Here is a 16,989-nt window from a genome sequence, read left to right as displayed (position 1 = left end):
CGGACCGGCCGCCGAGGGACTCGTCTGGGAAGGATCACGACATGCTTTTGATATCTGCGGCTGACGAAGCAATCTGGCATTTCATCGGCATTTTTCACATTACCGACGAAGTCATCCGGCTTAGGATCAATTACGAGGAACTGGACCCGGCCCGTGTCGAATTCGATCCGGGCCACATCGTTCCCAAGGATCTGGTGACAGCCTATCCTTTCGAGGTTCCGGACTTTCTGCCCGGCCTGACCTATACTCCCCCCAGCCCGTCCCCTTACGAGCTGACCCCGGTTCTAAGCCGGCAGCCCATGGATCTGGAGCGGGCTCCGATCCCCTTTGCCCTGCCGCCCGAGCAAATCCGCGACTTCAATCCCCCGGTCATCGGGACTGTCGCGACCTCGCATCCGCCCGGAACCCCGCCCGAGCCGCACACCCCGCCCGAGCATCCCGTTCCCGAATGGACAATGCCGGCGCCTGATTCCGTGGCTCTGTACAACTTTCAGCAATCGGTCCTTTACGACGGCGATCTGGTGCTGCGGGGTGAGATTCCCTTTGGCGAGGATGGCGCAAACGCACCCTTGCAGATGCTTTACGACCAGGCGGGGCAATTGGGCGTGTCGCTGCCGGTGGCCCCCCCCTCGGGCGAGGACGCGTTTCTGGAGATGGCGCAGCTGTTTCGCGATGCCGAGGCCCCTGACAACATGCCCGAAGGATCGGTAAGCTGGACCCGTACGGGACAAGAAGTGCTGGGCAAGTATCAGGACGGAGTGGCTGTTGACGCGCGCCCGGATCTGGACGCCCTGCTGCCCGCCTATACGCAGGAACGGCAGGATGAGGATTGGCGCGACAATACCGCCCAGCATGAGATCGTGCTTGGCAACAACATGCTGGTCAACGAGGCCAATATCGTCTCGGCCTGGATCACCGCCCCGGTGCTGGCGGCGGCGCAGGGGGTCTACAGCTACACCATCATCAGCCAGGTCAATGTCTGGAGCGATCTGGACCGCATCCTGTCGCCCAATGGCGTGCTGGATTTGGACCAGAGCCCGACCAACGCGCTGAATTTCGCATCCTACAGCCTGACCGCCAATCCTCTGTCCCATCCGACTGGCGACGGCGATGCGCCGCAGTTCTGGCTGACCGCGACGCTGGAGGGCAGTCTGGTCAGCGTCAACTGGATCGACCAGTACAATTTCATCAGCGACGACGACATCACCTCGTTCACGCTGCACGGAGACAAGACGCTGTTGCTGATCGGGGACAACGGCGCGGTGAACCATGTCTCGCTGGCCGAGCTTGGCTCGCAATTCGACCTGATCATCATCGACGGGTATATCCTGAACCTGAACGCGATCCTGCAGACCAACGTGATGCTGGACAATGACAGCATCAACATGGGCGCGGGGGGCGGCAGGATCAGCTCTGGCGACAACCTTCTGGTCAACGATGCAACCATCAACCAGATCGGCCGCGAGAATTTCGCGGGATCGAACGATGCCTATGACACGATGATGCGGCTGGCCGCTGATGGGCGGGTGATCCTGCCGGCCTCGGTCCTGAACGATCCGGCCTTTGCGGGCCTTGACGTGCTGCGCGTGCTGCACATCAAGGGTGATCTGGTTTCGGTCAACATGATCCGCCAGACCAATGTGCTGGGCGATTCCGACCAGATCGAGACCTATCTGTCGGATGCCCAGCTTGGCGGCGATGTCCGCGTGGTCACCGGCTCGAACACGCTGGTCAACGTGGCGCAGATCACCGAATACGGGGTCGATGCGACCATCCATTCCGGCGGAGGTTATTATTCCGACGCCTTGCTGCACCAGGCCGAACTGGTCAGCGAACGGCCCCTGCATATGGGGGCCGGACCCGCGCCATTGGCCAGCGAGGCGGTGCTGTTTCTGGCCGATGGCATGCTGGACCAGAATGATGGCGACCGCGATGTCGGTCCTCTGCATCATGACGGCGCGGTTCCGGCCGACATCATGGAAACCGTGCTGGCATGACACAGGACAGAACGCGAGGCCCCTTCGGGCGCAACGCCCAGACAGGGCAGGGACAGCAGCAGGACACCGCCCAGGGCATGGGGCAGGGCTGGCAGCAGCAGACGCCGCGCCCGCCCAGCAGCGCCGCCCCCTTGGGCAAGGGTCCGATCATCGATCAGCAGGCCGGGCGATTGCCCGATCTGCCCGCCGGGCCAGGCGGGAAGTCCTCAGGATTTCACAAGCGGGTGGCCGAGCCCGACATCTCGCATGCATTGCAGGCCAGCCTGCGCCAGATCTGGGCCAATATCCTTGGGGTGCTGCTGTTCAGCGGCGTCACCAATATCCTTGTGCTGGCGATCCCGATCTATCTGTTCCAGATCTCGGACCGGGTCCTGACCAGCCGTTCGATCGACACGCTCATCATGCTGACGGTGCTGATCATCGGCGCGGTGTTGCTGCAGGTGACCTTTGACGGCATCCGGCGGGGGATGCTGCTGCGCAGTTCGGTGGATCTTTCGGCGCGGCTGGGTGCACCGATCCTGTCAGCGGCGGCGCGCGCATCGCTGCAAAGCAACGGGCAGGAATACCAGACCCTGGGCGACCTGCAGACGCTGCGCAACTTCCTTGTTTCGGGAACGCTGCTGTCCATGCTGGACCTGCCCTTCACGCCGGTCTTTATCCTGGCGATCTTTCTGGTCCATCCGCAACTGGGCTTCATCGTGCTCGCAACGGCGATCCTGCTGCTGTCGATCGCGCTGATCAACCAGCACTTCACCGCCAAGCCCTTTGCCGAGGCGAACCGCCACCTGAGCCGCGCCAACCTGCATCTGGAATCGATGGCGCGCAATTCGCAGATCATCAATGCGCTGGCCATGATCCCCGAGGCGGTGACGATCTGGGGACGGGACGCGGCGGGCTCGATGGCAGCGCAGGTCAAGGCGCAGGACCGCAACATCTTCTTTGCCGGTCTGTCGCGTGGGGTGCGGCTGCTGACACAGGTGGGGTTGCTGGGCTGGGGTGCGAACCTTGCGCTGCACGGGCAGATCACCGGCGGCATGGTCATCGCCGCCTCGATCATCGCGGGCCGGGCGCTGGCCCCGATCGAAGGCGCGATCGAGGGCTGGAACAGCGTCTCGCTGTCGCGTTCGGCCTATGGACGCATCCAGAGCCTGCTGAAATCCTCGCCGCTGAACCAGCAAAGGCTGCAACTGCCCCGGCCCGAAGGGCGGCTGGATGTCGAGCGCCTGCTCTACGTCCCGGTCGGGACCAAGCGGGTGGTGCTGAACTCGGTTACCTTTTCGCTGAATCCCGGGATTTCGCTGGCCATTGTCGGCAAGTCCAGTGCGGGAAAGACGACCCTGGGCAAGATGCTGGTCGGCTCGATCCTGCCCACTTCGGGCAGCGTGCGGCTGGACCTGATGGACCTGCGCAACTGGGATCAACGGCAACTGGGTCAGTCCATCGGCTATCTGCCACAGGACGTGCAGCTGTTCCCCGGCACGATCAAGGCGAATATCGCCCGCATGCGCTTTGATGCCAGCGACGAGGATATCTATCAGGCGGCGGTCCTGGCCGATGTCCATGACATGATCGCGAAGCTGCCCGAAGGCTATGAGACAATGGTGGCCGCCGATGGCTCGCCCTTGTCGGGCGGGCAGAAGCAGCGCATCGGGCTGGCGCGTGCGTTTTTCGGCAATCCCCGGCTGGTGGTGCTGGATGAGCCGAACTCGAACCTCGACACGGCGGGCGACCGGGCGCTGTCGCGGGCGATGGCGCTGGCCAAGCGCGACCGGATCACGATGATCGTCATTACTCAGAAACAGGCGGTGCTGCGCGACGTCGACAATATCATGCTGCTGGCCGACGGGCAGATCGCGATGTTCGGCGCACGCGACCAGATGCTTGAAAAACTCGCCCGCCAGCGGCAGTCCGAAAGCGTGCTGCCCAACGCCGCGCCGTCGGCGCCACCGGCGCCCCCGTCATCCGGTCCAGCGGGAACGACGCCATGATGCTGCACACCGACAACCAGATCTATGCGCAGGTGCCGCGCTCGGTCCGCTGGCATCTGACCGTCGGGCTGGTGCTTCTGGCCCTTGCCTTTGGCGGCTTCGGCACATGGGCGCTGCGCGCGCCCCTTGCGGCGGCGATCATGTCGCCCGGCACCTTCGTCGCCACCGGCAAGAACAAGATCGTCCAGCACCTTGAGGGCGGCATCATCCACGAAATCCTTGTGGGCGAGGGCGACAGCGTCACCGAAGGACAGGCGCTGCTGCGACTGGACGGCACCGCCGCGCAGGCCAACCAGCGTGAACTGGACCTGCGCCGTGCCCGGCTTGAGGCGATCGGTGCAAGGTTGCGCGCCGAGTATGACCATGCCGACCAGCCCCTGTTTTCGGACTGGCTGAACCAGCGGGGCGACGATCCCAGCTTTGCCGCGATCATGACCGAGCAGATGGGTGCCTTTCGAACCGCTCGCACCAAGCTGGACGGGGAAGTCGGGCTTCTGGAAAGCAATATCGCCGCCGGTCGTTCGCGCATTCAAGGTTTCCAAAAGGAACTGGCGGCGGTGCAAATTCAGGCCAACCTGCTGCGCGAGGATCTTGATACCCGCGAGCACCTGTTCAAGCGCGGTCTTGTACGGCGCAGCGACGTGAATACGCTGGCCCGCGCCATTGCGGATGCCGAAGGTCAGATCGGTCGCCTGAACGCCGAGATCGCCGAGACCGAGGAAACCATCCGCAAGGCCGAGCGCGAGATCTCTCAGACCCGCAACCAGCACACGCAGACCGCGATGGACGAAAGCCAATCGATCGAGGCCGATCTGGACAGCGTGCGCGAGCAGTCGATGAAGGCGCAGGATATCCTTGAGCGATCAGAGATCCTTTCCCCGGTTTCGGGCACCATCGTCCGGCTGTATTACCACACCCCCGGCGGCGTGATCGAGGCGGGCAAACCGATTCTGGAAATCCTGCCGCTGGATGCGCCCTTGGTGATCGAGTCCCAGATTTCGCGCGGCGATATCGACGATGTCGAGGTGGGCCAGCATGCGGCAGTGCGGCTGACTGCGCTGAACCAGCGCACGACCCCTGTGCTGCAAGGCACCTTGGTCTATGTCTCGGCCGATGCGCTGGCGACGGAAACCGATGGCGTACGGCATGAAATCTACCTTGCCCGTGTCGCCTTGCCGGCCAGCGAACTTGAGCGGGTTCCGGGCTTTCACCCTACCCCCGGGATGCCAGCCGAAGTCATGATTGAAACGGCTGCCCGCACCTTCTTCGAATATCTGGTCAAGCCGATCGAAGACAGCCTGTCCCGCGCCTTCCGCGAGAACTAGGGTAAGCCAGGGGCGGCGAAGGAAATGGGCCTGAAAAGCTGCGGTTCGGCGTCACCGCATCTGCCGGAATGCAAGCCTGCCCGGAAAGCTGGATCGCATCGCAAGACAACCGCATCCGTAGGGACCGGCTGTCCGCATTGTCGCCTCATTGCGCGGCTCTGGCCATCAAGCTGGCCGAGCACGCGCACCTTCCAAGTCACGGAAGCGGAATGAACTCGGCATCGTCACCGGGCGGCAGTTGAAAGCGGCCATGCGCCCAGTCGCCTTGCCGCCATGCCTCCTTGGCGGCGTCGATGCGCTCCTGCGATGAGGCAACGAAGTTCCACGAGATATAGCGCGGCCCGTTCAGCGTCTCGCCGCCCAGAACCATCAGACGGGCACCACGCTCCCCGGCAGTCAGGGTGATGTGGTCGCCCGGGCGGAACACCATCATCCGGCCCGCTTCGAACGTGTCGCCCGCAATGGTGACCGAGCCTTCGGAAACATAAACGCCGCGATCCTCGTGGTTGTCGGGCAAAGGCAGTTTTGCGCCAGCCGCCAGCACCGCATCGGCATAGAAGGTTTCGGTGAAGGTCTTGACCGGGGCAGTCGCGCCATAGGCCGAGCCAAGGATCAGGCGAACCTGCTTGCCGCCCTCGTCGATAAAGGGCAGCGCCTCGCGTCCGTGATGTTCGAAGCTGGCGTCGCTGTCTTCGGCATGTTCGGGCAGGGCCACCCATGTCTGGATGCCGAAAAGCGAGCCGGGCCTTGTGCGCATCTCGTCGGAGGTTCGCTCGGAATGGGTAACGCCGTTACCCGCGATCATCCAGTTCACCTCGCCCGGATAGACCATCTGGTCGGCCCCCGTGCTGTCCCGGTGATGGAACTCGCCCTTGTAAAGATAGGTGACGGTGGCAAGCCCGATATGGGGATGCGGGCGCACGTCGATGCCGCCGCCGGTCAGGAACTCGGCCGGGCCCATCTGGTCGAAGAAGATGAACGGGCCGACCATCTGACGTTTCGGGGCAGGCAGCGCGCGACGCACTTCGAAACCGCCCAGGTCGCGGGCGCGCGGAATGATCAGCGTCTCGATGCTGTCGAGTGAGTCCAGGGGACATTCCGGGTTTTGGGTGGGGTTCCAGCTCATGGCTCATATGTTCCTTGGAGCAGTGGTGTGATGGATCTCGGGAGCGTCGTTCAGCATGGCACGAATGCGGTCCTGTAGCGCCTTCTCGGCATGGGTGACCCGGTCGTGGTGGCGAAGATGCGCCAACCAGGATGCCTCGTGCCAGCTTTCGATCAGCCTGGTCGGACGGGAGGCGTCCTGGCGCAGCACCCAACCATGCGCACCATGGGCGCGACGGCTGCGACGCTGTTCCTGCATCAGGGCAATGAAGGCAGCGTGCTGCTCGACTGGGACATCATAGGCGATCCAGATGGTGGCTGGTTGATCCTCGGGGGCAGCCTTCGGCTCGGGCCAGTGGTGCGCCGGGCTGTGATCCTCTGCATGTCCGCCCAACCGTGCCCAAAGCGTTGCCGGGACCGTGAAGACAAGCCCCAGCGCGGCGACCAGCAGCGCCGTCGGAACAGACGTCTGGGCCGCGATCGTGCCCCAACCAAGACTGCCCAGCGACATTGCGCCCGAAAATACCGTCAGATAGATGGCCAATCCCCGCGCGCGCACCCAATCAGGCAGGGCCGATTGTGCGGCGACATTCAGGCTGGAGAGGACCGCGATCCAGGATGCCCCGGCAATCAGTCCGGCCAGCAGCGCTGGCGCTTGCCCCGGCACCAGCGCCAGAACGACCAGCACGATCGCCGTGCCTGCCGAACCAAGGACCACCGTCCGGTCTGGCCCAAGCCGTGTGCGCAGCTTGGGCAGGACCAACGCACCGCCGACCGCGCCGATCCCGACCGAGGCCAGAAGCGCTCCGTAAAGCCCTGCGCCGCCACTCAGGACGTTCCGCGCCACCAGTGGCAGCATCGCCCAGAATGCGCTGGCAAAAAGAAAGAACCCGGCTGCACGAACAAGGACCAGCCGCAATGGCCGGGTAAAGATCGCATAGCGCAGGCCTGCGATCGCTGCGCCAAAGACATGCTCGGCCGGCAGCTTGCGGGCGGGTTCGACCTGCGGTTTCCACCAGATCAGCGCGGCGATGACCACCAGCGTCGAGACCGCGTTCAGCGCGAATGGCCAGACCAGCCCGAAGGCCGCGATCAACATGCCCGCCACCGCGGGCCCGATGGCGCGGCTGATGTTGATGCCCATCGAGTTCAGCGCAACCGCGGCCGTCAGATCCTGCCGCGGGACCAGTTTTGGCACGATGGCCTGCCAGGCGGGTGCGATGAACGCCGCACCGCTTCCCAGAAGAAAGGTAAAGATCAACAGAAGGACCGGCGTCATGGCTTCGGCTTGCACGACGGCGGTCACCGCTAAGGCCACGATTGCCAGCGCGATGTTCACGACCAGCAGCAGCTTGCGACGATCAACGATGTCGGCCACCGCTCCGGCGATGATCGCGAACAGGAATACCGGCAGCGTGGTCGCCGCCTGCACCATCGCAACGATCTGAGGCGACGGCGCCAGGCTGGTCATCAGCCATCCCGCGCCGACGTCATTCATCCAGGTCCCGATGTTCGAGACGACGGTGGCAATCCACAGCACGGTGAAAGCGCTTTGTCGGAAGGGGCTCCATGCGCCACCGGTCTCGGGCGTGGTTTGGGGTGTATCGGTCATGGTTCAGCCCTCCACAGGCTTGTCCGGATTATGGTCGTGGCATGGCTCGAGACGATCCTCATACCGCCCAGCACGCGCAACCAAGCGCCCCCCAGAAGCCCTTGAGATCCGATACGGGCAGGCTTGCGCCCCAGGCCCCGGCGTGATCGTGGCCGTGAACGCCGCAGGCCGAGGCGCAGCCGCAGCGGACGGCCGCCGTCTTTGCAACCGCAGGCTCGCCGGCGCCCCAGGCCGCGTAGCCACCAAACCGGCGCACGGGCGACCAGTCGGGCATTGCCGGCGGGATTTGCGTGCGGTCAAGATCGGCGAAGTCGCCCTTGCCATAAACCACCTTGCCGCCGACCATGGTCAGCTCGCTGGTAATGTCGGGAATGTCGTCCTCGGGGCATGAGAAGAAATCGCGATCCGGCACGATCAGATCGGCAAGATAACCCGGAGAAATGCGACCCCGGCGGCCTTCGTCGTTCGAGAACCAGGCAACCTTTTCCGTCCACATCCGCAGTGCGGTGTCGCGGTCCAGCCGATTGCGTTCGGGGGTGATCCGCAACCCGCCCACCGTCCTGCCGCTGATCAGCCAGGACAGGCCCACCCACGGATTATATGAGGCGACCCGCGTCGCATCGGTCCCGGCCGAGGTTCGCACGCCCTTTTCCAGCATCCGTGCGACGGGAGGCGTCGCCTCGGCCGCGCGCGCGCCGTAGCGTTCGACGAAATATTCGCCCTGATATGCCATGCGGTGTTGCACCGCGACTCCGCCGCCCAAGGCCGCCACGCGGTCCAGCGACCGATCAGAGATTGTCTCGGCATGGTCGAAGAACCAGTTGATGCCGGTCAGCGGGATGTCGCGGTTCACCTTCTCGAACACATCCAGCGCGCGGCTGATCGTCTCGTCATAGGTCGCGTGCATGCGCCAGGGCCAATGGTTTTCGGCAAGGATGCGGACGACATCCTCCAGGTCATCCTCCATGCCGGGGGACAGGTCCGGGCGCGGCTCGCGAAAGTCCTCGAAGTCGGCGGCCGAAAAGACCAGCATTTCGCCTGCGCCATTGTGGCGGAAGTAATCGTCACCCTGACGATAGGTCACCGACTTCGTCCAGTTGAGGAAGTCCGCCTTCTCCTCCTTGGGTTTTTGGGTGAACAGGTTGTAGGCAAGGCGCACGGTCAGCTGGTCGTCTGCGGCCAGCTTCTGGATGATCTCATAATCTTCGGGATAGTTCTGCATCCCCCCGCCCGCGTCGATCACGCCCGTGATGCCAAGACGGTTCAATTCCCGCATGAAGTGACGGGTCGAGTTCAGCTGGTAGTCAAAGGGCAGCTTCGGTCCCCGCGCCAGCGTGGCGTAAAGAATGCCCGCATTGGGCTTGGCCAGAAGCAGCCCCGTGGGATTGCCGCGCGCGTCACGCTGGATCTCTCCGCCCGGCGGGTTCGGGGTGTGGCGGTCATAGCCGACGGCGCGCAATGCTGCGGCGTTCAGCAGGGCCCGGTCGTAAAGGTGCAGGATGAAGACCGGCGTGTCAGGTGCCACGGCGTTGATCTCGTCCAGCGTCGGCAGGCGCTTTTCGTCGAACTGATGTTCGGTAAAGCCACCGATGACGCGGACCCATTGCGGCGGCGGCGTGATCTCGACCTGTCGTCGCAGCATTGACATCGCGTCCGACAGCGACCTGACGCCGTCCCAGCGCAGTTCCATGTTGTAGTTCAGCCCACCCCGCACGACATGGGTGTGATTGTCGATCAACCCCGGCAGGACCAAGCGTCCGCCCATGTCGATGATGCGTGTCGCGGGGTCGGCCAGCGGCAGGATATCGCCGTCGCGCCCGGCCTCGGCAAAGGTGCCATCCGTGATCGCCACGGCCTGCACCAGCGGAGCGGTACGGTCCAGCGTCGTGATGCGTGCATTGTGCAGGATCAGGTCTGGCTGCATCAGGATTTCCTTCGCTGGTGGGCACTCGGCAGCTCGCCGAAGACATGGTTTAGACTGTGTTCGGCCGGGCGATCAGCAGTCAGCCAACGCCAGACCGGCACTGCCTGTTCGCCGATGAGGATGCCCAGAAGGCCGACAAGGGCGACAACCGGCGGTGCAGGCGAGCGGACATGCAGAAGGCTGTAGATCACGCCGACAAGAAGGCCGCAGGCAAGCGAGACAAGGTAAATCTTCATGGGAATCCCCGGGGTGGTTCGGCCGCGTCCGAAGACGCGGCGCGGTTTCCTTCAGGCCTTGACCGGGGCGAGCGTCTGGCCGGTGTGGCTGCTGCGCGAAGCGGCCTTGTGGACCATGGTATAGGCGTAGTCGACGCCCATGCCGTAGGCGCCGGAATGTTCGCGCACCACGTCGATGACCGCGTCATAGGTATCGCGGCGGGCCCAGTCGCGCTGCCATTCCAGCAGCACCTGCTGCCAGGTCACGGGGATCACGCCGACCTGCATCATGCGCATCATCGCCATGTCATGCGCTTCCTTGCTGGTGCCGCCCGAGGCATCGGAAACCATGTAGATTTCGTAATCCGTATCCGCCAATGCCGACAGTGCGAAGGACAGGTTGCAGACCTCGGTCCAAAGGCCCGAGACGACGATCTTCTTGCGCCCGTTCGCGGCCAGCGCATCGCGCACCTTCTTGTCGTCCCACGAGTTCATCGAGGTCCGCTCAAGCAACGGGGCATCGGGGAAGACGTCCAGCAGTTCGGGATAGGTATGGCCCGAAAAGCTTTCGGTCTCGACCGTGGTGATCGTGGTCGGAATGTCGAAGATCTTCGCTGATTTCGCCAGTGCAACCGTGTTGTTCTTCAAGACCTGGCGGTCGATCGACTGCACGCCGAAAGCCATCTGCGGCTGGTGATCGATCAGGATCAATTGGCTGTTCGTTGGAGTCAGCAGTTCCAGTTTGCTGTTCATCTGTCGGTCCGTTTGTGTTGGTCGTGTTAGCTTTGAACAGGCGATGCCGCGCAGCATGGCGGAAGGGAACGGTAGCAATTGGAACATCGCTGTTCTCCCTGCGGCAGTCCGGGGCCCTTCCGCCATGCGCGGTCGGCGATCAGCCCTGGATGAACGCCAGCATGTCGGCGTTGAGCGTGTCGGCGTTGACCGTCAGCATCCCGTGCGAGAAGGCGGGATAGGTCTTCAGCTCGCCGTTCGTCAGCAGCTTGATGGCCTTGTGGGCCGCATCATGGATCGGCACGATCTGATCATCCTCGCCATGCAGGACCAGCGTAGGCACGGTGATCGTCCGCAAGTCCTCGGTCTGGTCGGTTTCCGAAAAGGCCTTGATGCCGTCGTAATGCGCCTTCGCGCCGCCCATCATCCCCTGGCGCCACCAGTTCTGGATGACCCCTTCATGCACCGTCGCGCCTTCGCGGTTGAAGCCGTAGAAGGGACCGGCAGGCACGTCGCGGAAGAATTGCGCGCGGTTCGCGGCAAGGGCGCTGCGGAAGCCGTCGAAGATCTCCATCGGCAGGCCTTCGGGGTTTGCGTCGGTCTTCAGCATCAACGGCGGCACGGCAGCGACAAGGATCGCCTTGGCGACGCGGCCCGCGGGCTGTCCGTGCTTGGCCACATAGCGGGCCACCTCGCCGCCGCCGGTCGAGTGGCCGATATGAACGACGTTCTTCAGATCCAGCGCCTCGACGACCGCAAAGGCATCGGCGGCGTAATGGTCCATGTCATGCCCGTCCGACACCTGGGTCGAACGCCCGTGGCCGCGCCGGTCGTGGGCGACCACGCGAAATCCCTGGGCCACGAAGAACAGCATCTGTGCGTCCCAGTCGTCCGAGGACAGGGGCCAGCCGTGATGGAACATGATCGGCTGGGCGTCCCGTGGGCCCCAATCCTTGTAGAAGATGTCGACGCCATCTGAAGTGGTGACGAAATTCATGGTCATTTCTCCTTGAAAAGGGGTGGATGAGGACGTGGCCAATGCCGGGAGCGGAAGTGCCGTCGAGGCCAGCAGTGCCGCTCCAGAAAGCAGGACGGTCCGGCGGCTTGGGCTTGGAGCAGTCATTGGCGGTGCCTTGGTTTGCGATGTCGGTTCACGCGGCGGACCATAGGGGGGCATTCATGCCTTATCTTGTCGCCAAGCCTCTGATTTTGGATAAAACGATCCCAAAACGATACCGGTCCAAAAGGGCTGGGGAACACGGCAGAGAAGATAGGCAATGGCAAGACGACCCGGTGCCAGCAACGAGCAGATGGAATACCTGCGCGTCCAGGGTGGGCAGACGGTCAGGGCATCCGTCCTGAACAAGAGCATCATTACGGTCACGCGACTTACGCGGGACACCCCGAACCACGGATTCGTCGACCAGCATCTGCCGGAAGACGCATTCATGATGGCTTACCAGTTGAGCGACTATCAAGGCGATCTCTGGGTTGACGGCAAGAACGTCAGCGCGCCGGCCTTCCATGCGGGAAATTTCACGTTCTACGACTATAACCGGTCGTGGCAGGCCAATATGAAGTCGGCCTTCGATTGCGTGAACTTCTATATTCCCCGGGCGGCGCTGACGGCGCTCGAGGAAGATCTGGGCACCCGGCGCATCGAGACGCTGAACATCCGGCCGGGCGGGGATGTGGACGATCAGGCCGTGCGTGGACTGGTCGGCGCACTTCTTCCGTCTTTCACTCGCCCAGAACAGGCCAGTCGCCTGTTCATGGATCATGTCGGGCTTGCGCTCTGCACCCATTTGGCCGTGACCTATGGCGAGGCTAGCCAGCCGCGCCCCCCGCATCCCGGCGGTTTGTCGCCCTGGCAGTTGAAGCGCGCGACCGAGATTATGGACGCAAAGCTGGACGGCGATGTTCAGGTTGCCGATGTCGCCCATGCCTGCGGCCTGTCGCCATCGTATTTTTCGCGTGCCTTCAAGCTTTCGACCGGGATGCCCCCCTACAAGTGGATCCTGAAACGCAGAATCGACAAGGCCAAGCACCTGCTGCGGGCGACCGCCCTGACCCTTGGGGAAATCGCCCTCGATTGCGGCTTTTCCGACCAAAGCCACTTCACTCGGGTCTTTGCATCCAGCGTAGGGGCGTCACCGGGTCAATGGCGCAAAGCGGTCCGGGCATAGCCCGGTGCTGCAAATTGCCTAAAGGTTTGGACACGCCATCGATGTGACCGGACTGCGAAGCGCCCGCCGCCATTGGCCGGGCGTTTCGCCCAAGATCATCGAGAAGACGCGGGTCAGATGGCTTTGGTCGGAAAACCCGCATTCAAGCGCCACCTGCGAGATTGGCATGTCCGAGCGCAGCAGCTCCTTTGCCCGCCCGACCCTGTATTCCAGCAACCAGCGATAGGGCGTCTTGCCGAAACTCTGCTTGAATGCCTTGCTGAAATAGCTTCTCGAAAGCTGGCAGGTACCGGCAAGAATATCCAGCGAGAAGTCGCCCGCGACATGGGCTGCAAGAAACTCTGTCGCCCTTTCCTCCTGCCATGCAGCGAGCGTGCCTTTCTGATCGGCGGGAAAATGCAAGCCGCCATAGGTCTGGGTCAGGTGGACAAGAATGGCGAGGCCGATCTGTTCAAGGAAAAGTTGGCACGCCCGCTGCGGGTTCGCCAAAGCCGGCAGAAGCGCCTGCGCGAGACCGTTCAGGATGGTGTCCTGCGTGGCACCGGAACAGTGCAGGCTATTGAACTCGGGCCGCCCCGCCTCTCTTGCGAAATCCTGCACGGACAGGAAGGGGATATGGAACGAAACCCTGTCGAACGCGGACAGGTAGCACACCCTCCATTTGGGTCTCAGGTCGTTTATGGTCAGCGTCCGCGCGGAATGTCCCCCCTCGAAGACAAGCCGACTGTCGCGCCAAAGCTTATGACTGTGCAGATCCCGCAACTGGGTCTGAACCTCGAAAGCCTCCTCATTGCCCCATGTTTCCTCATAGGGGGAAGGCCGCTCGTCATGGGAACGGCGATTGGCCGTTATCAGGCCCAAATGCAGTGGGTCCGGGACCGTCATGTTCGCGTGTTCAGCAATCATCATTCGACCCACCCGTCTTGTTCTCTTGAGAGGTGAGGTTCCTTTCCCAAGGATCTGGCTTTGCAGAGAAATTGTGCAGAAGATGCGCGCATATCGCGGTCGCAAGATGGCGGAGCAGCGCCGATGACGCAGGATCGTCCCGTTCGAATAACGGAAGAAGAACGGCCGCAATGCTTGCGATCACCGGGTCCGCTTCGCCCCGGCGACAAACAAGACGCGGGGGATCGGGAACGCGTCCGCCTTCCGCAGTGCGGATCGCCTCCACCTCCGACAGCAAGGGTTTCGGGATGACCAAAGCAAGGGAATGGAGCGAACTGCGAAGGCTGATGGCCACGCCCTGGCAAAGGTCCACCAGGCAAACGGAGCTGGTGGCATAACTCTTGGGAATCGGGGAACTCCCATCTTCCTGCACGTCGGCATGCACGGCCGCTTCAAGGTATACCATCACGAAATAGGCGTCCGCGGCAGGCAGTGTCACGTTGACGATCTCGCCCTCGCGCAGCGTCCTGTTGATCCTGGTCGCCGAAAAGGTTTCTGATCGAACTGGAGCGATTGAAATACAGGGCGCGCGAGGCATACCGAAGAACGCGCCGACGCGGCCAGATTTTATTGTGGAAATGTTCAAGGCTCCTCCGGCAATCATCCGTTCTTGGTGAGGCCAGCGATTCAGCCTTTGGCGGAACGAAGACAGTCGGAAACCGGACGGGTGCCCTCGTTACGAGCCAGACCCTAGTGGCTGGTCTGGCGCAAATCTTGTTCATTCCTGCTGTTACAGGTGTAACTTGTACAGCTACGAAAGCTACGATCCGACGCTAGGCTTTACGCGCATCTGATCCCCGGCGATCCGCTAGCCGCATTCACGGTGAGGGCGCAAAGCGGACGCAGGCTTGGCGACGGTTTTGAAGTCGCGCTCGGCTGGGCGACGGCTGCCGTGCTTTGTTGACCTAAACTGCCCGCTTCGTGAGCCGGTGCGTCGAGGCGCAACTCGCAGATATGGGCCACCCCAGCCGAGCGCGGATTCGAATCTGTCCGTGCTCACTGATCCGGATTCGATCACCGCTCAGGCTTCGAATTGGCCGGCACAGGCGCGCCGCAGATACGCGCCTGCGCCGAGGCTTCAGCAGGCCGCTGTGTAGGTCTGCCCGGTCTGCGTATTGCGATAGGTGCACATCTTGGTCGTGGGCTGGTTGGCTCCGACCTGTGCGCCGACCGCAGCACCTGCCAGCGTCGCTGCCGTTCTGCCACTGCCCGAACCGATCTGATTGCCGACGGCCGCGCCCACCAGGGCTCCGGATGCCGCATTCACGCCCTGATTGTCCGAACAACCGGCCAAGCCACCAAAGCTTGCGAGCATGAGGGCCGCAGCCCCTACCAGTTTCATCATGATTTCGTCTCCTGTCACGTGGGAAGGCCAAGAACGAATTGGATTGCAGGCAAGCCGATCACCTAGCCCTGCGCGCAGGGCATCGGGTTGGGCCGTGAAGCCTAACGTCGCTATTAACTTTCAATCCCGTCAACAAGTTCCTTGCTCATCGCAGCCATTTCGCCACCACCGGCAACAAGGCTGACCGCCCAACTCGTCAGGGTCGTCGTGGCGAGGGGGTGTCGAACTGAGCTTGCGAACGACACGGATCGCCAAGCATTCATCGAACCCGGGCAAGGGCCGTAAGTCGCCTCCAGGGCCGCTTCCGTTACGCTTGGCGAAGCCCACGGCTTCCATGTGGATTCGAGAGTTTCGGGGTCAGCGGAAGACATCGAACGCAGAATCGCCGAGGTACTGCCAACTGGAAGCGCATCTCGCATGAGTAAATCATAGACGTATGGACGTTTCCTTCTGGCGCGCCGACAGTAGTATTCATCGCGAAACCGAGGCTTGGAGATTCCGCAATGACGATCACGGGCAAGCAACTGTTCACGACATTGGAACCGGAGGGGACGCTCACCGTGGCGGTCGAAGAAGTGACCGTCCCCGATCCGACCGGCAACCAGGTTCTCGTGAAAATGGAGGCCGCGCCTATCAACCCGTCGGACCTCGCCATCCTCGTTGGTGGGGCCGATCTGGAGACGGCCAGCTACTCGCCCGGCAAATTCGTTGCCAAGGTGCCCGAGCCGTTTAATACGGGTTCGAAAGCGCGCCATGGTCTCAAGCTGCCTGCCGGGAACGAAGGTGCCGGTACGGTTGTCGCAGTCGGCGACAGTGACATGGCCAAATCGCTTCTGGGCCAGCGCGTCTCCTGTGTCCCGGGCAATGCCTACAGCGAATATTGCATTGCCGACGCCGCGATGTGCCTGCCGTTGGGCGATCATTCGACCGAGGATGGTGCGAGCGCTTTCATCAATCCCATGACCGCTCTGGGGTTCGCCGAGAATGCCAAGATGGACAGGCAAGACGCGATCCTGCACACGGTCGGGGCATCCAACCTGGGCCAGATGCTGACCCGCATTTGCAAGGAAGATGGCATCGGTCTGGTCAATATCGTCCGAAAGGACAGCCAGGTTGATTTGCTTAAAAGCCTGGGCTCCACCCATGTCGTCAATTCTTCGAATGACGACTTCATGCGCCAATTGAGTGCCGCGATTGAGGACACCGGTGCATTCTATGGCTTCGACCCGATCGGCGGCGGCCAAGGTGTCGACAACGCCTTCAAGGCCATGGAGCAGGTCGCGGTCAGCAGAATGACGGAATATTCACGCTATGGCTCGACCCAGCCGAAGCGCATGTTCATCTACGGGCGACTGGACGTGACCCCGACGATCTTGACACCAAGCTACGGCTTTGGCTGGACCCTTGCGGGTTGGCTGTTGTTCCCATTCCTTCAAATGGCCGGAACGGAAACAGTCAGTCGGATGCGGGAGCGCGTGCGCGAAAGCCTGACCACCACCTTCGCAAGCCATTACAAAAAGCGCGTCAATCTTGACGAGATGCTGACGAAGCAGGCCGTGACCGACTACAGGGCCATGAAGACAGGTGAGAAGTATCTCGTTACTCCTTGGTCGTGA

14 protein-coding genes are annotated in these 16,989 nt (G+C 62.6%); 5 read left to right on the top strand and 9 right to left on the bottom strand.

The annotated features are described in order from the left end of the window. Nucleotides 1–41 precede the first annotated feature (41 nt). From ACO2Q4_RS20700 to ACO2Q4_RS20690, 3 genes are read left to right on the top strand one after another with little or no spacing between them, the layout of a single operon-like run. Nucleotides 42–1,997 carry a hypothetical protein gene (locus tag ACO2Q4_RS20700; protein ID WP_423321638.1) on the top strand — a complete coding sequence of 652 codons (1,956 nt, stop codon included), beginning with the start codon at nt 42–44 and terminating at the stop codon, nt 1,995–1,997. Next, on the top strand, nt 1,994–3,985 hold the full coding sequence (locus ACO2Q4_RS20695; RefSeq protein WP_423321636.1) for a type I secretion system permease/ATPase: 1,992 nt from the start codon (nt 1,994–1,996) through the stop codon (nt 3,983–3,985). The genes ACO2Q4_RS20700 and ACO2Q4_RS20695 overlap by 4 nt, the downstream gene beginning before the upstream one ends. Further along, a complete protein-coding gene (locus tag ACO2Q4_RS20690) occupies nt 3,982–5,310 on the top strand; it encodes an HlyD family type I secretion periplasmic adaptor subunit (RefSeq protein WP_395133358.1) in 1,329 nt (442 codons plus the stop codon). The genes ACO2Q4_RS20695 and ACO2Q4_RS20690 overlap by 4 nt, the downstream gene beginning before the upstream one ends. 196 nt (nt 5,311–5,506) lie before the next feature. Here ACO2Q4_RS20690 and ACO2Q4_RS20685 read toward each other — a convergent pair whose 3' ends face one another. From ACO2Q4_RS20685 to ACO2Q4_RS20660, 6 genes are all read right to left on the bottom strand, one after another. Next, entirely contained in the window at nt 5,507–6,436 is a 930-nt protein-coding gene (locus ACO2Q4_RS20685) for a pirin family protein (protein WP_423321634.1), read from the bottom strand. 3 nt (nt 6,437–6,439) lie between these two features. Further along, nucleotides 6,440–8,026: an MFS transporter gene (locus ACO2Q4_RS20680; RefSeq protein ID WP_423321632.1), complete on the bottom strand. Its 1,587-nt coding sequence runs from the start codon at nt 8,024–8,026 to the stop codon at nt 6,440–6,442. A gap of 58 nt (nt 8,027–8,084) precedes the next feature. Then, a complete protein-coding gene (locus ACO2Q4_RS20675) occupies nt 8,085–9,950 on the bottom strand; it encodes an amidohydrolase (RefSeq protein WP_423321630.1) in 1,866 nt (621 codons plus the stop codon). Further along, entirely contained in the window at nt 9,950–10,186 is a 237-nt protein-coding gene (locus ACO2Q4_RS20670) for a XapX domain-containing protein (protein ID WP_311760408.1), read from the bottom strand. Before ACO2Q4_RS20670 ends, ACO2Q4_RS20675 begins: the two co-directional genes overlap by 1 nt. A gap of 51 nt (nt 10,187–10,237) precedes the next feature. Next, nucleotides 10,238–10,918, bottom strand: a complete 681-nt coding sequence (locus tag ACO2Q4_RS20665) for a hydrolase (protein ID WP_423321628.1) — start codon at nt 10,916–10,918, stop codon at nt 10,238–10,240. A gap of 139 nt (nt 10,919–11,057) precedes the next feature. Next, entirely contained in the window at nt 11,058–11,894 is an 837-nt protein-coding gene (locus ACO2Q4_RS20660; RefSeq protein ID WP_423321626.1) for an alpha/beta fold hydrolase, read from the bottom strand. A gap of 280 nt (nt 11,895–12,174) precedes the next feature. Between ACO2Q4_RS20660 and ACO2Q4_RS20655 the strand changes: the two genes are divergently transcribed. Beyond that, entirely contained in the window at nt 12,175–13,083 is a 909-nt protein-coding gene (locus ACO2Q4_RS20655) for a helix-turn-helix domain-containing protein (protein WP_423321624.1), read from the top strand. Nucleotides 13,084–13,101: 18 nt separating this feature from the next. Here ACO2Q4_RS20655 and ACO2Q4_RS20650 read toward each other — a convergent pair whose 3' ends face one another. The 3 genes from ACO2Q4_RS20650 to ACO2Q4_RS20640 form a co-directional block, all read right to left on the bottom strand. After that, entirely contained in the window at nt 13,102–13,992 is an 891-nt protein-coding gene (locus ACO2Q4_RS20650) for a helix-turn-helix domain-containing protein (RefSeq protein WP_395133370.1), read from the bottom strand. Further along, entirely contained in the window at nt 13,979–14,614 is a 636-nt protein-coding gene (locus ACO2Q4_RS20645; protein ID WP_423321622.1) for a hypothetical protein, read from the bottom strand. Before ACO2Q4_RS20645 ends, ACO2Q4_RS20650 begins: the two co-directional genes overlap by 14 nt. A gap of 492 nt (nt 14,615–15,106) precedes the next feature. Further along, nucleotides 15,107–15,373 (bottom strand): glycine zipper 2TM domain-containing protein, encoded by a 267-nt coding sequence (locus tag ACO2Q4_RS20640; protein ID WP_423321620.1) that lies wholly within the window; start codon nt 15,371–15,373, stop codon nt 15,107–15,109. 503 nt (nt 15,374–15,876) lie between these two features. Between ACO2Q4_RS20640 and ACO2Q4_RS20635 the strand changes: the two genes are divergently transcribed. Further along, nucleotides 15,877–16,989: a zinc-binding dehydrogenase gene (locus ACO2Q4_RS20635; protein ID WP_423321618.1), complete on the top strand. Its 1,113-nt coding sequence runs from the start codon at nt 15,877–15,879 to the stop codon at nt 16,987–16,989.

This window comes from Paracoccus sp. KR1-242, assembly GCF_049446195.1.
GTDB lineage: Bacteria > Pseudomonadota > Alphaproteobacteria > Rhodobacterales > Rhodobacteraceae > Paracoccus > Paracoccus broussonetiae.
The sequence above is the reverse complement of the archived record's forward strand: the minus strand, read 5'-3'. Positions and strand labels throughout refer to the sequence as shown.